14 protein-coding genes are annotated in these 16277 nt (G+C 42.9%); 12 read left to right on the forward strand and 2 right to left on the reverse strand.

What is annotated here, in order from left to right:
- Positions 1 to 513: 513 nt before the first annotated feature.
- From IEW67_RS13340 to IEW67_RS13355, 4 genes are all read left to right on the forward strand, one after another.
- The gene (locus IEW67_RS13340) at positions 514 to 1296 is read left to right on the forward strand and encodes a carbon-nitrogen family hydrolase (RefSeq protein WP_188633576.1); all 783 of its coding nucleotides are present in this window, start codon (positions 514 to 516) and stop codon (positions 1294 to 1296) included.
- A gap of 693 nt (positions 1297 to 1989) precedes the next feature.
- A complete protein-coding gene (locus IEW67_RS13345) occupies positions 1990 to 3003 on the forward strand; it encodes a hypothetical protein (protein WP_188633577.1) in 1014 nt (337 codons plus the stop codon).
- A 279-nt stretch (positions 3004 to 3282) separates the two neighbouring features.
- A complete protein-coding gene (locus IEW67_RS13350; protein WP_188633578.1) occupies positions 3283 to 5154 on the forward strand; it encodes an OPT family oligopeptide transporter in 1872 nt (623 codons plus the stop codon).
- A 128-nt stretch (positions 5155 to 5282) separates the two neighbouring features.
- The gene (locus tag IEW67_RS13355) at positions 5283 to 5609 is read left to right on the forward strand and encodes a hypothetical protein (RefSeq protein ID WP_188633579.1); all 327 of its coding nucleotides are present in this window, start codon (positions 5283 to 5285) and stop codon (positions 5607 to 5609) included.
- Positions 5610 to 5666: 57 nt separating this feature from the next.
- Here IEW67_RS13355 and IEW67_RS13360 read toward each other — a convergent pair whose 3' ends face one another.
- The gene (locus tag IEW67_RS13360) at positions 5667 to 7703 is read right to left on the reverse strand and encodes a penicillin-binding transpeptidase domain-containing protein (RefSeq protein WP_188633580.1); all 2037 of its coding nucleotides are present in this window, start codon (positions 7701 to 7703) and stop codon (positions 5667 to 5669) included.
- Positions 7704 to 7999: 296 nt separating this feature from the next.
- Here IEW67_RS13360 and IEW67_RS13365 point away from each other — a divergent pair, with 296 nt between their 5' ends.
- The 4 genes from IEW67_RS13365 to nagB all read left to right on the forward strand — a co-directional run bounded on the left by IEW67_RS13365 (position 8000) and on the right by nagB (position 10841).
- Positions 8000 to 8494, forward strand: a complete 495-nt coding sequence (locus tag IEW67_RS13365) for a VanZ family protein (RefSeq protein ID WP_188633581.1) — start codon at positions 8000 to 8002, stop codon at positions 8492 to 8494.
- A gap of 183 nt (positions 8495 to 8677) precedes the next feature.
- Positions 8678 to 8821 carry a hypothetical protein gene (locus IEW67_RS13370; RefSeq protein ID WP_188633582.1) on the forward strand — a complete coding sequence of 48 codons (144 nt, stop codon included), beginning with the start codon at positions 8678 to 8680 and terminating at the stop codon, positions 8819 to 8821.
- A gap of 116 nt (positions 8822 to 8937) precedes the next feature.
- Positions 8938 to 10119: an N-acetylglucosamine-6-phosphate deacetylase gene (gene nagA / locus IEW67_RS13375; protein ID WP_188633583.1), complete on the forward strand. Its 1182-nt coding sequence runs from the start codon at positions 8938 to 8940 to the stop codon at positions 10117 to 10119.
- Entirely contained in the window at positions 10116 to 10841 is a 726-nt protein-coding gene (gene nagB / locus IEW67_RS13380; protein ID WP_188633584.1) for a glucosamine-6-phosphate deaminase, read from the forward strand. The genes nagA and nagB overlap by 4 nt, the downstream gene beginning before the upstream one ends.
- A 47-nt stretch (positions 10842 to 10888) precedes the next feature.
- On the opposite strand, the gene IEW67_RS13385 is transcribed toward nagB, so the two are convergent.
- Positions 10889 to 11521: a YigZ family protein gene (locus IEW67_RS13385; protein WP_188633585.1), complete on the reverse strand. Its 633-nt coding sequence runs from the start codon at positions 11519 to 11521 to the stop codon at positions 10889 to 10891.
- Between the two features lie 126 nt (positions 11522 to 11647).
- On the opposite strand from IEW67_RS13385, the gene IEW67_RS13390 reads away from it, so the two are divergent.
- From IEW67_RS13390 to IEW67_RS13405, 4 genes are all read left to right on the forward strand, one after another.
- Positions 11648 to 12787 (forward strand): sensor histidine kinase, encoded by a 1140-nt coding sequence (locus IEW67_RS13390; RefSeq protein ID WP_188633586.1) that lies wholly within the window; start codon positions 11648 to 11650, stop codon positions 12785 to 12787.
- A gap of 108 nt (positions 12788 to 12895) precedes the next feature.
- A complete protein-coding gene (locus tag IEW67_RS13395; protein WP_188633587.1) occupies positions 12896 to 13588 on the forward strand; it encodes a response regulator in 693 nt (230 codons plus the stop codon).
- A 219-nt stretch (positions 13589 to 13807) separates the two neighbouring features.
- Positions 13808 to 14650, forward strand: coding sequence for a DegV family protein (gene fakB / locus IEW67_RS13400; RefSeq protein WP_188633588.1), 843 nt, complete (start codon positions 13808 to 13810; stop codon positions 14648 to 14650).
- Between the two features lie 87 nt (positions 14651 to 14737).
- Positions 14738 to 16108 carry an ATP-dependent helicase ComFA gene (locus tag IEW67_RS13405; protein WP_188633589.1) on the forward strand — a complete coding sequence of 457 codons (1371 nt, stop codon included), beginning with the start codon at positions 14738 to 14740 and terminating at the stop codon, positions 16106 to 16108.
- The last annotated feature ends 169 nt before the right edge of the window (positions 16109 to 16277 follow it).

Raw genomic sequence — 16277 nt, forward strand, 5'->3', positions numbered from 1 at the left:
TAGGCGTGCGTACTCAAACTATTGAACCGCCGTATACGGAACCGTACGTACGGTGGTGTGAGAGGACGACTAATCAACTAATGATTAGTCTCCTACTCGATTAACGTCAGAAAGTATAAATTATGGATGACCTTATAAGAAAAGCTTCGGCATTCGCTATAAGACGAGGCGAATGCCGAGTTTTTCTAATATAATTTTTGTTGCAATGATGTTCGGTATTCAGGTGATCGGCAACCCGGCACAAGTGCCGAAATTTGTCTTGTAAAGTCATCCATGGATTAATCATGTCTGATGTTATTAGAGAAACGTATTGTTCCTGCAACGCGTAAGGTTTTTTTCATGAAATTAAAGAGGATGGCTGTGTTATTCGCTTGTTTATATTACAATCGAACTGAGAGCCGATTTAGGGTTTGGTTCAAGTAATAAATTTTCAGTTTTTGCATACCCCATTTTCCGGTTTAGATTCGATTATAGAAGCAGAGGGAATTTGAATTTTAGGAGGTAGCGGCTAATATGAAGAAGAAAGTTGCACTAATACAAATGGATATAGCCTATGGTGACCCGAAAGTGAATTTCGCTCGTGTCAATAAGTGGGTGATGGATGCGGTTCAGTCAGGGGCGCATATGATTATATTGCCTGAACTGTGGGATACAGGCTATGATCTGGAACGTTTTGACGTGCTTGCTGACAAAGATGCTCATGCGACAACTGAGTTTTTAAGTGATTTGGCCAAACAGCATAATGTCATCTTCATAGGCGGTTCTGTTGCTGAAAATAGTCGTGATGGCAAGAAAAATACCATGTTGGTAATTGACCAGAATGGCAAGCTTGTTCATAAATACAGCAAGTTACATTTATTTCAGCTGATGGATGAGCACCTGCATCTTGTCGAAGGTGAGGACGAAGCTGATTTTGAGTTGGAAGAAGTCCCCTCGGCCGGATTTATATGTTACGATATCCGTTTTCCGGAATGGATGCGCAAATCGGCCGTGAACGGGGCTAAAGTGATGTATGTTGTAGCGGAATGGCCTAAACCACGTATAGATCATTGGAAGACGTTGCTGCAGGCCCGGGCGATTGAAAATCAATGTTATATCATTGCATGCAACCGGGTTGGTGCTGATCCGAAAAATGAATTCGGCGGCATGTCCCTTGTGGTTGATCCATGGGGCGAAATTGTAACAGAAGGTGGCGATGATGAGAAAATGGTGCTTGCTGAAATTGATTTGGATAAGGTTGATGAAGTTAGAGGCAAGATACCGGTCTTTCGTGATCGGCGGGAGGATAGGTATTGATTCTGGAAGGTGTGACATGTTTATTATTACGGATGGTGCTTGCTGAAAAACGTTTCTTAATATATTTGTAATAATTACCAAGTCTTAGTATAATTTAACTAGCTTTTAAACTATTGAAAAATTTGAATAAATATCAAGCGGGGGTCAAGGTGATGAAAAAGATTTTAGGGTTGGATATTGGTATATCATCCGTTGGCTGGGGACCATCTCAGATTTTGGTATAGAGAAATATCAACGGACAGGTCAGGCGATAAACGGCAGTTTTGGCACCATCTCAGGTTTTGATATAGAGAAATAACGTTCCAAGTTATTCCGCATTCAACTCGGTTCCTCATTCCGCTATTTGTGTCAATCAAGGCTTTCCCAGCACGTTAGCGGTTCCTCATTCCGCTATTCGCCTTTTTTGCCATAGTTTGGCCCCATTTTAACCCGAATAGCGGAATGAGGATTCATTTCAACGCAAAACAAGGTTATTTTTGTCCATATAGCGGAATGAGAATCCGTTCGTATGGAATATCCAGCTTTGGCGGACGCTCTCTTGCTATGAAAGCTGATTTCATGGAGTTTCTTAGTAAGTTTCAACCGAACTAAGTGGATATTAAAAATCTAAATCTTATTACATCACAAATCCCTCTCTTCCACATATACTATATAGGCGATGTCATAAGTTTTTATAAAAAAGGAGGTGTTTCCATGCACGATCTCCATTACTACGTCACGGGTAACACAGCAGAAGGTCTGGTCAACTATCTTGATACAAATCTGCATAATATTAGTAAAATCGTAGCGCTGAAGCATCCGTCTGCTGCACTTAAAACAGCCATCATAAAGCAACTGACAAATTTGCGTAATGATGATGATCTTGAGATTCTTCAAAGCTCTCTTGGGAATGACTATCTCGACGGTATCATCATCCGTGATAAATCATTGGCGTTTATCGATGAGGCAGTTGCCACCACTAGCACCAATGTAGTTGATCTAACGGAATCATTCCCGGAAAAAGAACACGATTTGTCAGAAGTAAATCGCCTCACACAACAAGCATACGACAGCTTTGCAGAAGGGTTGAAAATCCACGATGAGCTCGAAAATATATACATTAATCAAATGGATTTTGACCATGCAGATGCGTTTGCCGAACAATTCATACAAGATTTGCTTCACAATGTACCAAAGAAGAATCGTATGCCTCACACTTACACAAGACTTTTTGGCACCAATACGGCTGATGGTGTGGTGAATGTTGTTCCTCACTTGATCCAAAACATAGACCAGGTTTATTACATTAAAGGTCGTGCCGGTACAGGAAAATCTGTATTCATGAAAAAAATCGCTGCTGCATGTGCGGATTACGGACGTGATGTAGAGCTGTACTATTGCAGTTTTGATCCAAAAAGTGTCGATATGGTACTGGTGCGTGATTTGGATTTTTGTATTTTCGACAGTACAGAGCCGCATGAATTTTATCCTGAACGTGAAGGAGAAATTATTGTCGATCTATACGATGAATTTGTTGCTGCAGGGACTGACGAGAAATTTAAATCGGAAATCAATAACACGAATGCACGATATAAATCATGTATGAAAAAAGGCATTCATTATTTGAAAGAGGCCGGTAAAGAACGGAAATTACCGGAGGACCGCTACATGGCTGATATTACCGGCGATGATGTCACACAATGCGTTCGGTCGATTCTGAATAAATAGCCGGATTAAAAAAGCGGTGTCTTAGCTTTGCAGTAACTGCAATTACTGGAAATTAATATACGTTTCTTTTCTCGAATTAAAAAGTATGATATGATACGTTAACAATGCAACACGTTTGTTGTCTTGTAATAATAAAATGAAGACTTATTCCTTACGATGGCTGGTTGCCCTCGTAAGGAATTTCTATTTTCGGGAAATTTACTCTTTATTATCAATTATCTTAACATTAACACGAAATAGACTTCATTTTATCAACATAGAATTATAGGGAGTGTTAACATGTCAAAACAGAATAATCAAAGTGAATTCAAGCCGTACGTGCCGGCTTCACAGAACCCGCCTCAATTTACATGGGTTGCCATGATTATTGGTGCTGTGCTGGCAATAGTCTTTGGTGCGGCAAATGCTTATTTGGGACTTATTGTTGGGATGACGGTTTCAGCGTCAATTCCGGCTGCGGTTATTTCGATGGCCGTGCTTCGGATTATTATGAAACGGACATCCATTTTGGAAAATAATATTGTCCAGACGATTACCTCGACAGGGGAATCACTTGCTGCAGGTGTCATATTCACATTGCCTGCACTGTTTATCTGGCAGCTTGAACCAAGTTTGACGACCATTGCCATTATTGCATTGGCCGGCGGTATATTAGGGGTTGTTCTGATGATTCCGCTGCGCCGTGCGTTGATTGTTAAAGAACATGAAACACTTCCATATCCGGAGGGAACTGCGTGTGCCGAAGTGCTTCATGCAGGTGAAGAAGGTGGTAAGGGTGCTAAACTGGTCATGGGCGGTCTTGGCATCGGTGCAGTATTCAAACTGTTGACGGATGCAGTCAAAGCTTTCCCTTCAACTGTCGAGTGGGAAATTTACAAATTTAAAAACGCTGCAATTGGCATGGATACGCTACCCGCGATGCTTGGTGTCGGCTATATCATTGGGCCGCGAATTGCAGGCATTATGTTTGCCGGTGGTGTTCTGGGCTGGCTCGGAATCATTCCGTTGATCAGCTTTATTGGTGATGTCGCCGCCACACCAATTTATCCTGGTGAGGTACCGATTTCTGAAATGGGTTTTCATGATATCTGGGATAATTATCTGCGGTATATTGGTGCCGGCGCGGTAGCATTTGGCGGTATTATGGGATTGATCAAGACCATGCCGACGATCATCTCATCATTTACCGGATCGATCAAAGGTTTTTCAGCGTCTGGTGATACGACCGACTTGCGTACAGACAGAGACCTCCCGATGTCATTAATTGCTGTCCTGACGGTTATATTTATGGGCATTTTATTGTTCTATCCGACCATTAATGTCGGTTTTATTGGCGCTGTTTTACTGTTTATTTTCGGTTTCTTCTTCGTGACCGTATCATCCAGAATCGTCGGTGTTGTTGGAAGTTCATCCAACCCGGTTTCCGGTATGACAATAGGTGCACTGATTTTTATTTCACTTACACTTTCGGCTATTGGCCAGACCGGACAAGCAGGTGCAGCGACAGCTATCATCATTGGTTCAGTTGTGTGTATTGCAGCGGCTATTGCCGGTGATACGTCACAGGATTTGAAGACAGGTTATATTGTGGGCGCGACACCTAGATGGCAGCAAATTGCACAGTTGTACGGTGTCCTGATTTCAAGTATTGTCATTGGCTTTATTCTGATATTGCTTGACAACGCGTATGGATTTGGTTCAGCGGAACTGCCCGCACCACAGGCGGTGCTGATGTCAATGATTGTCGATGGCATTATGAACGGTGATCTGCCGTGGAATTTGATCTTTATCGGGGCAGCGGCTGCTGCAACAGTTGAACTGTTCGGCATTGGTTCTCTGCCGTTTGCGGTCGGTTTGTATCTGCCTATCCATACAACAGCACCGATAATGCTTGGCGGTCTTATCCGAGGGATTATTAGCCGCCGAACGAAAAATAAAGATGAACTGGATGCGAAAAACGAGCGCGGCATTTTGCTGGCATCAGGCTACATTGCCGGCGAAGCCCTTATGGGAGTTATCGTGGCCTTAGCGGTTACAGCAGGAGTTGCATTCCCCGAAGAAACAATATTCGGTCCTTTTGTATCCTTGATCGCAATCGGTATTGTGGCGTGGTACTTATTCCATAAGTCTAATAAAAAACCTGCCAAGTAACCATTTAATGAGCCATCTCTTTAAAGAGATGGCTCTTATTTATTGGATTTTTATTCGAAAATTTGATCTGCGTCAAGGTTGGTAGAAGCTTATTGATCCATAATAGTGACAAAGGGGAGGTGGAAAGCATGTATCTTTTCATGGAAGAGTATGCGTTCATTTTTATTGGAGCCATCATAACAATCGGGTTAACCATTATGCTTAGGGCGTTTTGGGTGATGCTTCTTGAGATTGCTCTCATTCACTTGCCACTATTATTCCAGGACAGTGAGATCATAGTGTCTGTTTTATTGATAGGCCAGATTGCTTTAAGTGTGGTGGTGCTTTATAAGTACCTCATGGCAATCGAGATGAATTACAGCCTTGTGCTTGAGAAAATTCACAAAAAAGACCCGGACCTCATCAAGACAGAGCACCGCGGAAGCCAATTTTCATTCTGGAAAACACGTAAATAGAATAAGAAGTAATAGTATTGAAAAAGTCTGCCGTTATGATCCGGCAGACTTCATTTTTTATTTAACTTCTTTCAGGATGTCGGTTACTTTTTCAACCGTGTGAGAGCTGCCGCCCTTATCCTGGGTATTTTCAACCATCATGGCAATCAAGATATCCTGATCGTCTGAAGGATAACCGACAAACCATCCATTCTCTTTGCCATTTTCAGCATCGGCAGTCAGCTTAAGTTCAGCTGTACCGGTTTTACCGGAAATGGGAAAATCCGCCGATTTCGCAGCAGTTGCTGTTCCCTTTTCTGATGCGACAACTTTTTGGAGCGCTTCCCGGATCAGCTTAGCCTGATCACTTGTTATCAAACTTTCCTTCCAGACTTCTCCTTGTTCAGCATCCGCCAGCATAGTCGGTTTTAACATATCGCCGTCATTTAAGAATGGCGTGTAAGTCAACGCCAAATGGAGGGCGCTGGTTTCAATTTCCCCCTGGCCGTAACTTGTATTGGCGAGCAGTACCTCGTCACTAATTGAGCCGCTTGACGATACCGAGGGTGCTGTTATTGGATAGTCGAATGGTAAATCTTCACCAAATCCAAATTGCTCGAGCCCCTTAACAAGTTTTTCACTGCCCATTTCGACCCCTTTTTTGGCAAAATAGATATTATCGGAACGGATTAATGCATCGGTCACATCAACCGGGGCATTCGATTCGCTGACTCGGCGGACTTCATAATCACCCCAGTCTTCGCCGTTACTCCATGTCAAACCATTTATCTCTATTCCTTCCCCCGGGACAATGCTTCCATTATTCAGACCAATTGCTGCTGTTATCGGTTTGATGGCAGAGCCGGGCGCAAACGTTGCAGAAAAACGGTTTAAAGTCGGCTTTTTCGGATCATTTTTCAGTTCTTTGTAATCAGACTGGGAAATGCCGTATAAAAATTTGTCGGGAGCAAATCCCGGGCTGCTGACCAAAGCAAGCGTCTCGCCGGTTTTGGGATTGATGGCTGCGCCAGTGCCGGTGTCGCCATCATAAGCGTTATACATAGCTTCCTGGATATCAACATTGATTGTTGTCACAATGTTGTCGCCGTTTTGAGCTTCCTTTTCAGCAATGACGGTTTCACCATCGTTTTCGTCGATAGCTGTTATTTTAGCGCCTTTCTCACCCTTAAGTTTTTTCTCGAATAGTGATTCAAGGCCGCGTTGTCCGACCATATCATTCGCATCATATTTGTCAGAGTCAAGTTCTTCCATATCTTCCGCTGTCACCTGACTAATATAACCAGTAAGGTGGGACGCGGCTTTTCCGAGCGGATAGACCCGACCGGTTACTTCGCGGATTGAGACACCGTTAATTTCGAGTAATTGGCTGACGGTATCCTCTGCTGAAGGCGGCAATTTTTTGATGGGCACATTCAGATTGGGCTTTACCCAATCCTGATTCAAGCTGTTGTTAATGGTTTCAATTGAAATTCCCAATAAGTCAGCAATCTTCTGTTTAGCCTGTTCTGGATCGTCACCTAATTTTTCCGGTACGATGCCGACTTCGTTTACCATATCATTCAAAGCTAAGGGCATTCGGTTGCGATCAAGTATCTCACCGCGTTTCGGTTCGGTTGTTTCAAGCCGGATTTCAGCACCGTCTTTGATCTCGGGGAAAATAAAACCGGGATCCCATTTGACAAACCAATTTTCCTCCGATTCGTCATCTTCTCCACTCGTTTCTCTGATGAGAGTGGCTTCATAATCAAACGAAATCGGGCCTGCGATCGATTCCATCTTAACGGTAAACGGGAATTGTGCTGTTCCTTTGTCCATAGCGGTTTCCATTTGATCTTCAGATAATTTTTTATATGATACCTCCAGGTCGGATATGTTTAAATCACCGTAAATGGTTTTGTATCGATCAACAAATTTCTCGGTCGGATATGTCTCTTCCGATTTCGAAGTGATCATCTTATACATTTCGGAAAACTTCTGATTATTCCAGTGATCAGCATATTGATCAAAGCGTTCCTGAGGCGTCGGTTCGTTATTTGAACAACCGACAATGATAAGCAGCAAAATAAAAGAAAATAAAATCGCTATTTTTTTCATGCAATCCCCTCTATCTCCCTAATATTATTTCTCTTGCTTTATTATATCATGTCAACTTGTGCAATAACATGTACGGAAACATGCCTATATCACGTTACACGTTATGTCGAACATAAAGGTTTATGTTCCCTTGGCTTTCATACAATAATGTTTGTTATTATACGGATAGTTGCCAACTAACGTTTCATTTTTCTGCTATCTTCTTTCGTTAATTTTGACTATATTTCATCTCAAAGCGAATTTCAAGTGTGATAAATATACATATTGCAAATAGTGAAGGCGGTGTGAGGGATATTATGAAAAGGTATGGATACTGGTTGTTTCCGATTATATGGATGGGCATTATCTTTTATTCGTCTGCACAGCCATATGAGAACCAGGATGTAAAACCATTTTTGGAAAAAACGTTTGATTTATCTTTTCTGACACCTTATCTTGATTGGGTTTCATTCACATATCATCAGTCGGAAGTGAGTGTAGTTGCGCTGGGTGTGGAGGGTTTTGTTGAATTTTTCATGCGCAAAGGTGCTCATGTCGGTGTTTTCTTTGTTCTATTCTGCCTGTTTTTTGTTGCCTTCACAAAGGCAAGCTATCTGACGCGTCGGACATTGTTGATTGTATCGTTTATTCTGACAATTGCATATGCTGCAATAGATGAACTGCATCAAAGTTTTACAGCAAACCGTACACCTTATTTTGGTGATGTTCTTTTAGATGGATCCGGGGCTCTGATTGCAGCCATTCTATTAACCTTTTTTCACCGTTATCGGACAGAAAATAACGCCTCATGACGAATGCTGTAAAGAAATTACCGGATATGACAAATTTCGACAGCATTAATCAGTAAAATGTGATATGATTCTTTTATACTAATAAAATGTGTCAAAACATGCTGGAGCACAGGAAAAAGAACTATCTTAACTGTCAAAACCAGCAATTTGGTGTTTTTGACGACTATAAAGGCGGTTTTTTAAATGGCAGAGCAAGATCGATACAAATACCTGATGGAAAAATTAATTAAAGAAACAGAGAACGCAAAGATCCAATCGGCAGAAGAGATGATCCAGAAGATGGTCAGGGAATTGTCGGGTGAAAAATCGTATACTCCAAACCATTAAGTACAGAAACTGCATTTCCTAAGAGGAGATGCAGTTTTCACATGGATCCATGAGTCGGTTTTAAATGGACATTGGCGTCATCGATATGCTACATTTACTGGAGTAACTATAAAAGGATGAGCCGATTGAAAAACATTGTTTATATTAAAAATACTGCCATTTTTACCGAAGAAAATGGTGTTGTGAATGGGTCTTTATTAATAGAAGACACAATAATAAAAACAATACATACGGAAAAGCCATTACCACCGGAAGATGCGATTGTCATTGACGGGGAGGGATTGAATCTAATCCCTGGCTTTATTGACGGTCACATACACGGAGCGGCCGGTGCAGATGTCATGGATGCTACAGAAGAGGCCCTGGACACTATGGCGGGAGCGCTACCTGCTGAAGGGACAACAAGCTTCCTGGCAACAACGATCACACAAGCTCCCCAAAACACTGATAAAGCACTTGAGAATGTGGCTGATTATCAATCAAAACAAGGTATGGCCGACGTTATTGGTGTGCATTTGGAAGGCCCGTTTATTGAAGCGGATAAAAAGGGTGCCCAGCCGTTGGAACATATTATGGAACCGGATATCAACCAGTTTAAAAAATGGCAGCATTTGTCAGGAAATTCAATCAGAACAATCACGATGGCCCCGGAACATGATGCCACAGGTGAATTTATGGAATTCTTGTTTACATCAGGTGTGAACGTATCAGCAGGACATACGGATGCAGGGTTTGAGGGCATTAAGAAGGCAATACCTTATGGCCTGCGACAACTGACACATCTTTGTAATGCGATGAACGGAATACATCATCGCGATATTGGAGCGGTTGGTGCTGCATTTGAGTTGGACGAGTTGAGGGCAGAACTTATCGCTGACGGGATTCATGTATCACCTGAGATGCTGCAGCTAATTTTCTCTAATGTCGGAAGTAAACGCCTGATCCTGATAACGGATGCGATGCGGGCTAAATGTTTACAAGCAGGTAACTATGAGCTTGGCGGCCAACCTGTGACGGTCACGGAAGACCGAGCTATACTGAAAGACGGCACACTGGCCGGCAGCATTTTAAAAATGTCAGAAGGTGCCCGTCAGATGTTACAGCTTAGGGATGCATCGATTCATCATGTCGTGCAGATGACATCGGCAAATCCGGCTAAACAAGTTGGAATTTTTGATCGGAAAGGCAGTATAAAACCGGGTAAAGATGCAGATTTGCTGCTGGTTGATGATGATTTGGATATTAAATATACGATATGCCGTGGTATGATTGCATATCAGGGGGGATCAAGTAAATGAATATTATTCGAGTGAAAGATTATGATGAGTTAAGTGAAAAAGCCTGCGAAATCTTGCGTGATGACATTAAAAAATCCGCCGGTTGTGTGCTGGGACTGGCTACGGGTTCGACTCCTGAAGGGTTGTATCAACAGTTGATCGAAGCATATAACAAAGGCGGGATTTCGTACGCAAATTGCACCACATTTAACCTCGATGAGTATGTCGGACTTGCATCAGATGATCCGAATAGTTATCGGTATTACATGGATGAAAAATTATTCAGTCATATTGATTTACCGGATGATCAAGCCTTTTTGCCCAATGGTTTTGCAATGGATCCGGAAAAAGAATGCCGTGATTATGAAGCTCTTATCAAGGATGCTGGCTATGTGGATGTGCAAGTGCTGGGTCTCGGCTTGAACGGACATATTGGCTTTAATGAACCAGGGACACCGTTTGACAGCCGCACCCATGTCGTTGATTTGGATGAATCGACACGACAAGCCAATGCCCGTTTTTTCCATTCCATGGAAGATGTTCCGAAAAAAGCTTTGACAATGGGGATCGGCTCAATTATGGAAAGTAGGAAGATTGTACTGCTCGTTTCCGGTGAAAAGAAAGCAGATGCTGTGAAGGAGCTAGTAAATGGTGAGATGACCAATGAATTCCCCGCATCGATCCTGCAAAAGCATGAAAACGTCATATTGATTGCCGACGAAGAGGCACTGTCGAAACTTTGAGACAGTGCCTCTTCCTATATCGCCCCGGGATTCAAATCTTCATCTCGCTAAACATCAATTTCAACATATGCCGTTCCTTTATCCGCAAAAACGACCTGGCCGCTGGTGAGATTTATCATCCAGTCGCGGAATTCCGTCTCCTGTCCGTCGGGCACATATACAATAAATTCCACTTTTTCAAGATAGTTAGTTGAATCCAGAATATAATCTGAATGGCGCAATTCATTTTCCAGTTTCCCGAGCAATGAGTAGTCGACTATGACTGAAATGCCTTGCATCAGTCGTCGCTCAACCACACCTGCCGTTTGAATCGCTTGTGATGTGGTATTGCTGTATGCACGAATCAATCCCCCGGCACCAAGCTTTATGCCGCCAAAGTAACGGGTCACCACAATCGCGGTATCTTGTAAATTTTGCTTTTTCAGCACATTCAAAATCGGCACACCAGCCGTTCCGCTTGGCTCGCCATCATCATTGGCTTTCTGAATTTGGTTATGTTCGCCGACCATATAAGCGGAACAATTATGTGTGGCGTCATGATGCTTCTTTTTAATCTCCTGAACAAAGGTTTGTGCTTCGGCTCCCGTTTCGACACGTTTGACGTATCCAATGAATCGTGACTTTTGAATGATTATTTGGTCAAAATCTTCCTTTTTTACGGTATAATAGTTAGATAACATGTTTTTTTGCCTCCTGGAAGGTATTATACTAGACAATGGGGCGTGGCGGATCCTTGGCAGAATGACTAAAGCCCCTATAAACGACAAAATGTTTTCGAATAATTATAACATAGGCTGGTGGGATAGATGGCACAAAAACTGGAAGAAAAAGCATTGGATCATGTCATCGATGATATCATTGGGATGGTACAAAACAGCAAGGATGAAATCTTTAGCATCAGTGAAGAAGCACGAGAAGAGTATGATCAGCTTTATAAAGAGTTGCAGGAAACGAAAGAACAAGTAGCCAAACATATCAGCGATGGGGACGAACTGGAGCAGAAAGTACAGTTTTCCAGACAACGATTGGCCGAGGTCAGTAAAGAATTCGATCACCATACGGAAAGCGAAATCCGTGAAGTCTATGAAAAAACACATGCCATGCAGACAAAACTCGCCATTTCCCGTCAGGAAGAAAAAGTGTTGCATGATAAACGGGAAGACCTTGAACGCCGCTTGTTGTCACTGGATGAGACTATACAGAAATCGGAAGGGTTGGCTGGTAAAATCACGGTCGTCCTGACTTACTTGAATGATGATTTCAAACAGGTAAATGAAATGATAGAACAAGCTAGGGAAAAACAGGAATTCGGTCTAAAAATTATTGAAGCACAAGAAGATGAACGTCGTAAAATATCACGGGAAATTCACGATGGCCCCGCCCAGATGCTGGCGAACATATTGCTTCGTTCGGAACTGGTTGATCGGACATTCCGTGAAGGCACAGTAGATGAAGCGCTTTGCGAAATCCGAAGTGTTCGGAAAATGATACGCTCGTCGCTGTATGAGGTGAGGCGCATAATATATGATCTTCGCCCGATGGCATTGGATGATCTGGGGCTGATTCCGACCATGAAAAAATATGTAGGCACGGTTTCCGACTACAATGATATTGAAATCGAATTTGAGGCGGTCGGGCAGGAAAAGCGTCTGGATCAAAAATATGAAATTGCGTTTTTTCGTTTAATGCAGGAGGCTTTGCAAAATGCCATTAAGCATGCAGATGCATCGTTAATAGAGGTGACATTGGAAATTAATCCGAGAATCATAGAAATGGTGATAAATGACAATGGCAAAGGGTTTGATCCTACATTAAAACAAGAAAAATCGTTTGGATTAATTGGTATGCGGGAACGTGTTGAAATGCTTGATGGTTCCCTGTCAGTAGATTCAACAATAGGTGAAGGCACAAATATAACCATACAAGTTCCGTACTCAGCTTCGTAAGAGCATTGTGTTTTGGAAAAAATTAAGTATACTGAAATTAAGAAGGATTTGAAATGTAATGGGGTAAGCTTTCATTTAAACAAAGTCATAACCCGGGAGGAAGAGTTGATGAGTAAAAAGCGAACAAAAATTATATTAATAGACGATCATAAGTTATTCCGTGAAGGAGTCAAACGTATTCTTGAATTCGAGCCTTCCTTTGACGTTATTGCAGAAGGCGACGATGGTAACGTTGCTTCCAAGCTGGTCAGGCAGCATAAACCGGATGTTGTTCTGATGGACATTAACATGCCAAAAGTGAACGGGGTACAGGCTACAACTGACCTTGTGAGGAAATTTCCGAATACTTATATCATCATTCTCTCAATCCACGATGATGAAAGTTATGTCACACACGCTTTAAAAACCGGTGCACAAGGGTATCTATTAAAAGAAATGGATTCAGAAGCATTAATTGAAGCGATCAAGGTTGTCCGTGAGGGTGGTTCATATATCCACCCGAAAGTGACACACAATCTGGTTCAGGAATATCGCCGGTTAGCCCAGGATAATGCGGCGGCAGTGATGGAAGGTGCTGTTGAATATCACAAGCCTCTTCATCTACTGACCCGCCGGGAATGTGAAGTGTTGCAGCTCCTTGCGGATGGAAAAAGCAACCGAGGTGTTGCCGAAAGATTATACATTAGTGAAAAAACGGTCAAAAACCACGTCAGCAACATTCTGCAAAAAATGAGTGTAAATGACCGGACCCAAGCTGTTGTCTCGGCTATTCGCAAAGGCTGGGTGGAGGTACAAAGCTAACTTTATCTTTTAAAGCCCGGAATCGCTTAAGACTCTGCTGTCTTTTGGCTGCAGAGTCTTTTTAATAACGTCAGAAAGTATAAATTATGGATGACCTTATAAGAAAAGCTTCGGCATGTTATAAGACGAGACGAATGCTGAGTTTTTCTATTGATGCATTTTTGTCTCAGCTGATGTAAAATAAAAGAAGATAGTACATGAATGAGGAGAAGGTATGCGATGAATATTGCTGTAATGACAGATAGCACATCCTATATTCCTGAATTTTTAATCGAACAATACAATATTCATATTGTCCCGCTGAATGTTGTTTTTGGTGATGATTCCTATCGTGAAGGAATTGATATCACAACAGGCGAGTTCTATGATAAAGTAAGAGAAACGACGGATCTGCCGAAAACGTCACAACCGTCGATCGGTATGATAACCGAAAAACTGGAAAAGCTGGCCGGAAAATATGATGCGGTTATCTCAATTCACCTGTCAAGCGGCATAAGCGGCACTTATCAGGCTGTTGTCAGTGCGGCAGAAATGGTCGAAACTATTGACGTTTATCCTTATGATTCAGAATTAAGCTGTATGGGACAGGGTTTTTACGTACTTGAAGCGGCAGAAATGTCTATAGCCGCGAAACCACCAGAAGTCATTATTGAGCGGCTTGATGAAATGAAACAGAGCATCAAGGCTTACTTTATGGCAGATGATCTAAGCCATCTGCAACGCGGCGGCCGGCTGAACGGAGCGCAGGCAATTATTGGAAGCCTGCTGCAGATAAAACCGTTACTTCATTTTGTCGATAAAAAAATCGTCCCATTTGAAAAAATCCGCACACGCAAAAAAGCGTTAAATCGAATAATGGGAATGCTTGAAGAAGATGCCGCTCAAGGAAAGGAACTTAAAGTGGTATTTATTCATGCGAATAATGAATCAGCTGCAGTTGATCTGAAAGATAGATTCGATACTGAGCACCCGAAAATGGATACGATGATCAGCTATTTCGGACCTGTTATCGGCACGCATCTCGGTGAGGGTGCGGTCGGTGTGTGCTGGTATAAAAAATGATAAAACTGTCACCCAAGTAAGAGCCGGTCGCCCGGCCGGTTCTCATAATGTTCATCCCCTATCATAAACTCCCGGGAGTGTGAAACCATGGATCCTACTGAACTTAGCCGCCGGTATGGAGGAAAACTGCTGTTGCGGCAAGAAATACTTATTGACGACCCCTTATTTGAAACCCTTCTGAATGCCAAGTACTTTGCCCCCTGTTCTGCCATCCGATCGAAGTGGCCCTTTCACCAATGCCAGCGTTGCGGAAATCAGAAAAAATCCCTATTTGGCCGGTTACCGTGTCATCATTGTGGTGAATTACATATTTACTGCCGTAAATGCATTGAAATGGGGCGGGTAGTGGAAAATTCGCCATTATATGAATGGACCGGTCCTGAACATATGTGGCCATGTCATCAAAATCCATGTACATGGACGGGAGAATTGACGCATGCACAGCAGCAAGCAGCCGATCGAATTGTCAGTGCTATCGTGAATCGTGAGCGAGAATTATTAACCTGGGCTGTTTGTGGTGCAGGTAAAACGGAAATGTTATTTCCGGGTATAGCTAAAGCCCTAGAACTGGGGCAACGTGTGTGTATTGCAACACCCAGGGCAGATGTCGTGCGTGAGCTGCAGCCCCGACTGAACAAGGCATTTTCAGGCATATACATTCAGGGACTGTTCAGCGGCAGTCTTGAAAAGGATGGAACAGCTCAGCTGATCATTACAACAACACACCAGCTGTTCCGTTTCAAACGTGCTTTTGACGTGATGATTATTGACGAGGTCGATGCATTTCCCTACACATCTGATGCCTCTCTTCCGTTTGCCGCTACCCGCGCCAAAAAGGAAGGCGGCACCACACTTTATTTAACCGCTACTCCAAGACGCGATCAACAGCTGCAGATGACCCGAAAGAAACTCCCGCATGTATTTGTTTCCAAGCGTTTCCATGGATATCCGCTTCCCGTACCGATTTTTGACATGTGTTATGCACTGAAGAAAAACTTGCAAAAATCCGTTCCTCCGAATGCATTTTTCAAGTGGTTTACTAGCAGAGAACATCAAAACCGGCAGTTGCTGGTTTTTGTTCCAACGATTAAACTTGCTGAGTCGATTGCACAGAAGCTGTCTGCAGAGCTTCCTGATTATAAGGTCATGGCTGTCCACGCTTCGGATGACGAGCGGGAGGAAAGGGTTCAACAGTTCCGAGGCAAGCAATTTCACATTCTGGTAACGACAACCATTTTGGAGCGCGGTGTCACCTTTCCGTCGGTCGATGTAGCCATTCTGGATGCGGGCCATACTATTTTTGACGAAGCCGCGCTTGTGCAAATTGCCGGAAGGGCTGGCAGAAGTCCGGATGATCCGACCGGTGAAGTGGTGTTTTTTCATGATGGCAGGACTGAAGCTATGGTAAAGGCTGTGAAGGCGATCAAAAAAATGAATAAACGTGGAGGTTTTCACTAATATGAATTGTTTATGGTGTGACGCTGCTATGATCCCTGAACTCAGCTGGAAAACGGTTTATTGGTTATCCGAACCGAAAAACCTCTGTCCATCTTGTAGGGAACAACTAACCATTATTCAAGGTAGGCGTTGTAACAAGTGCAGCCGACTAAGCGATGACGAATTTTGC

It is taken from the genome of Lentibacillus kapialis (assembly GCF_014646635.1).
GTDB lineage: Bacteria > Bacillota > Bacilli > Bacillales > Amphibacillaceae > Lentibacillus > Lentibacillus kapialis.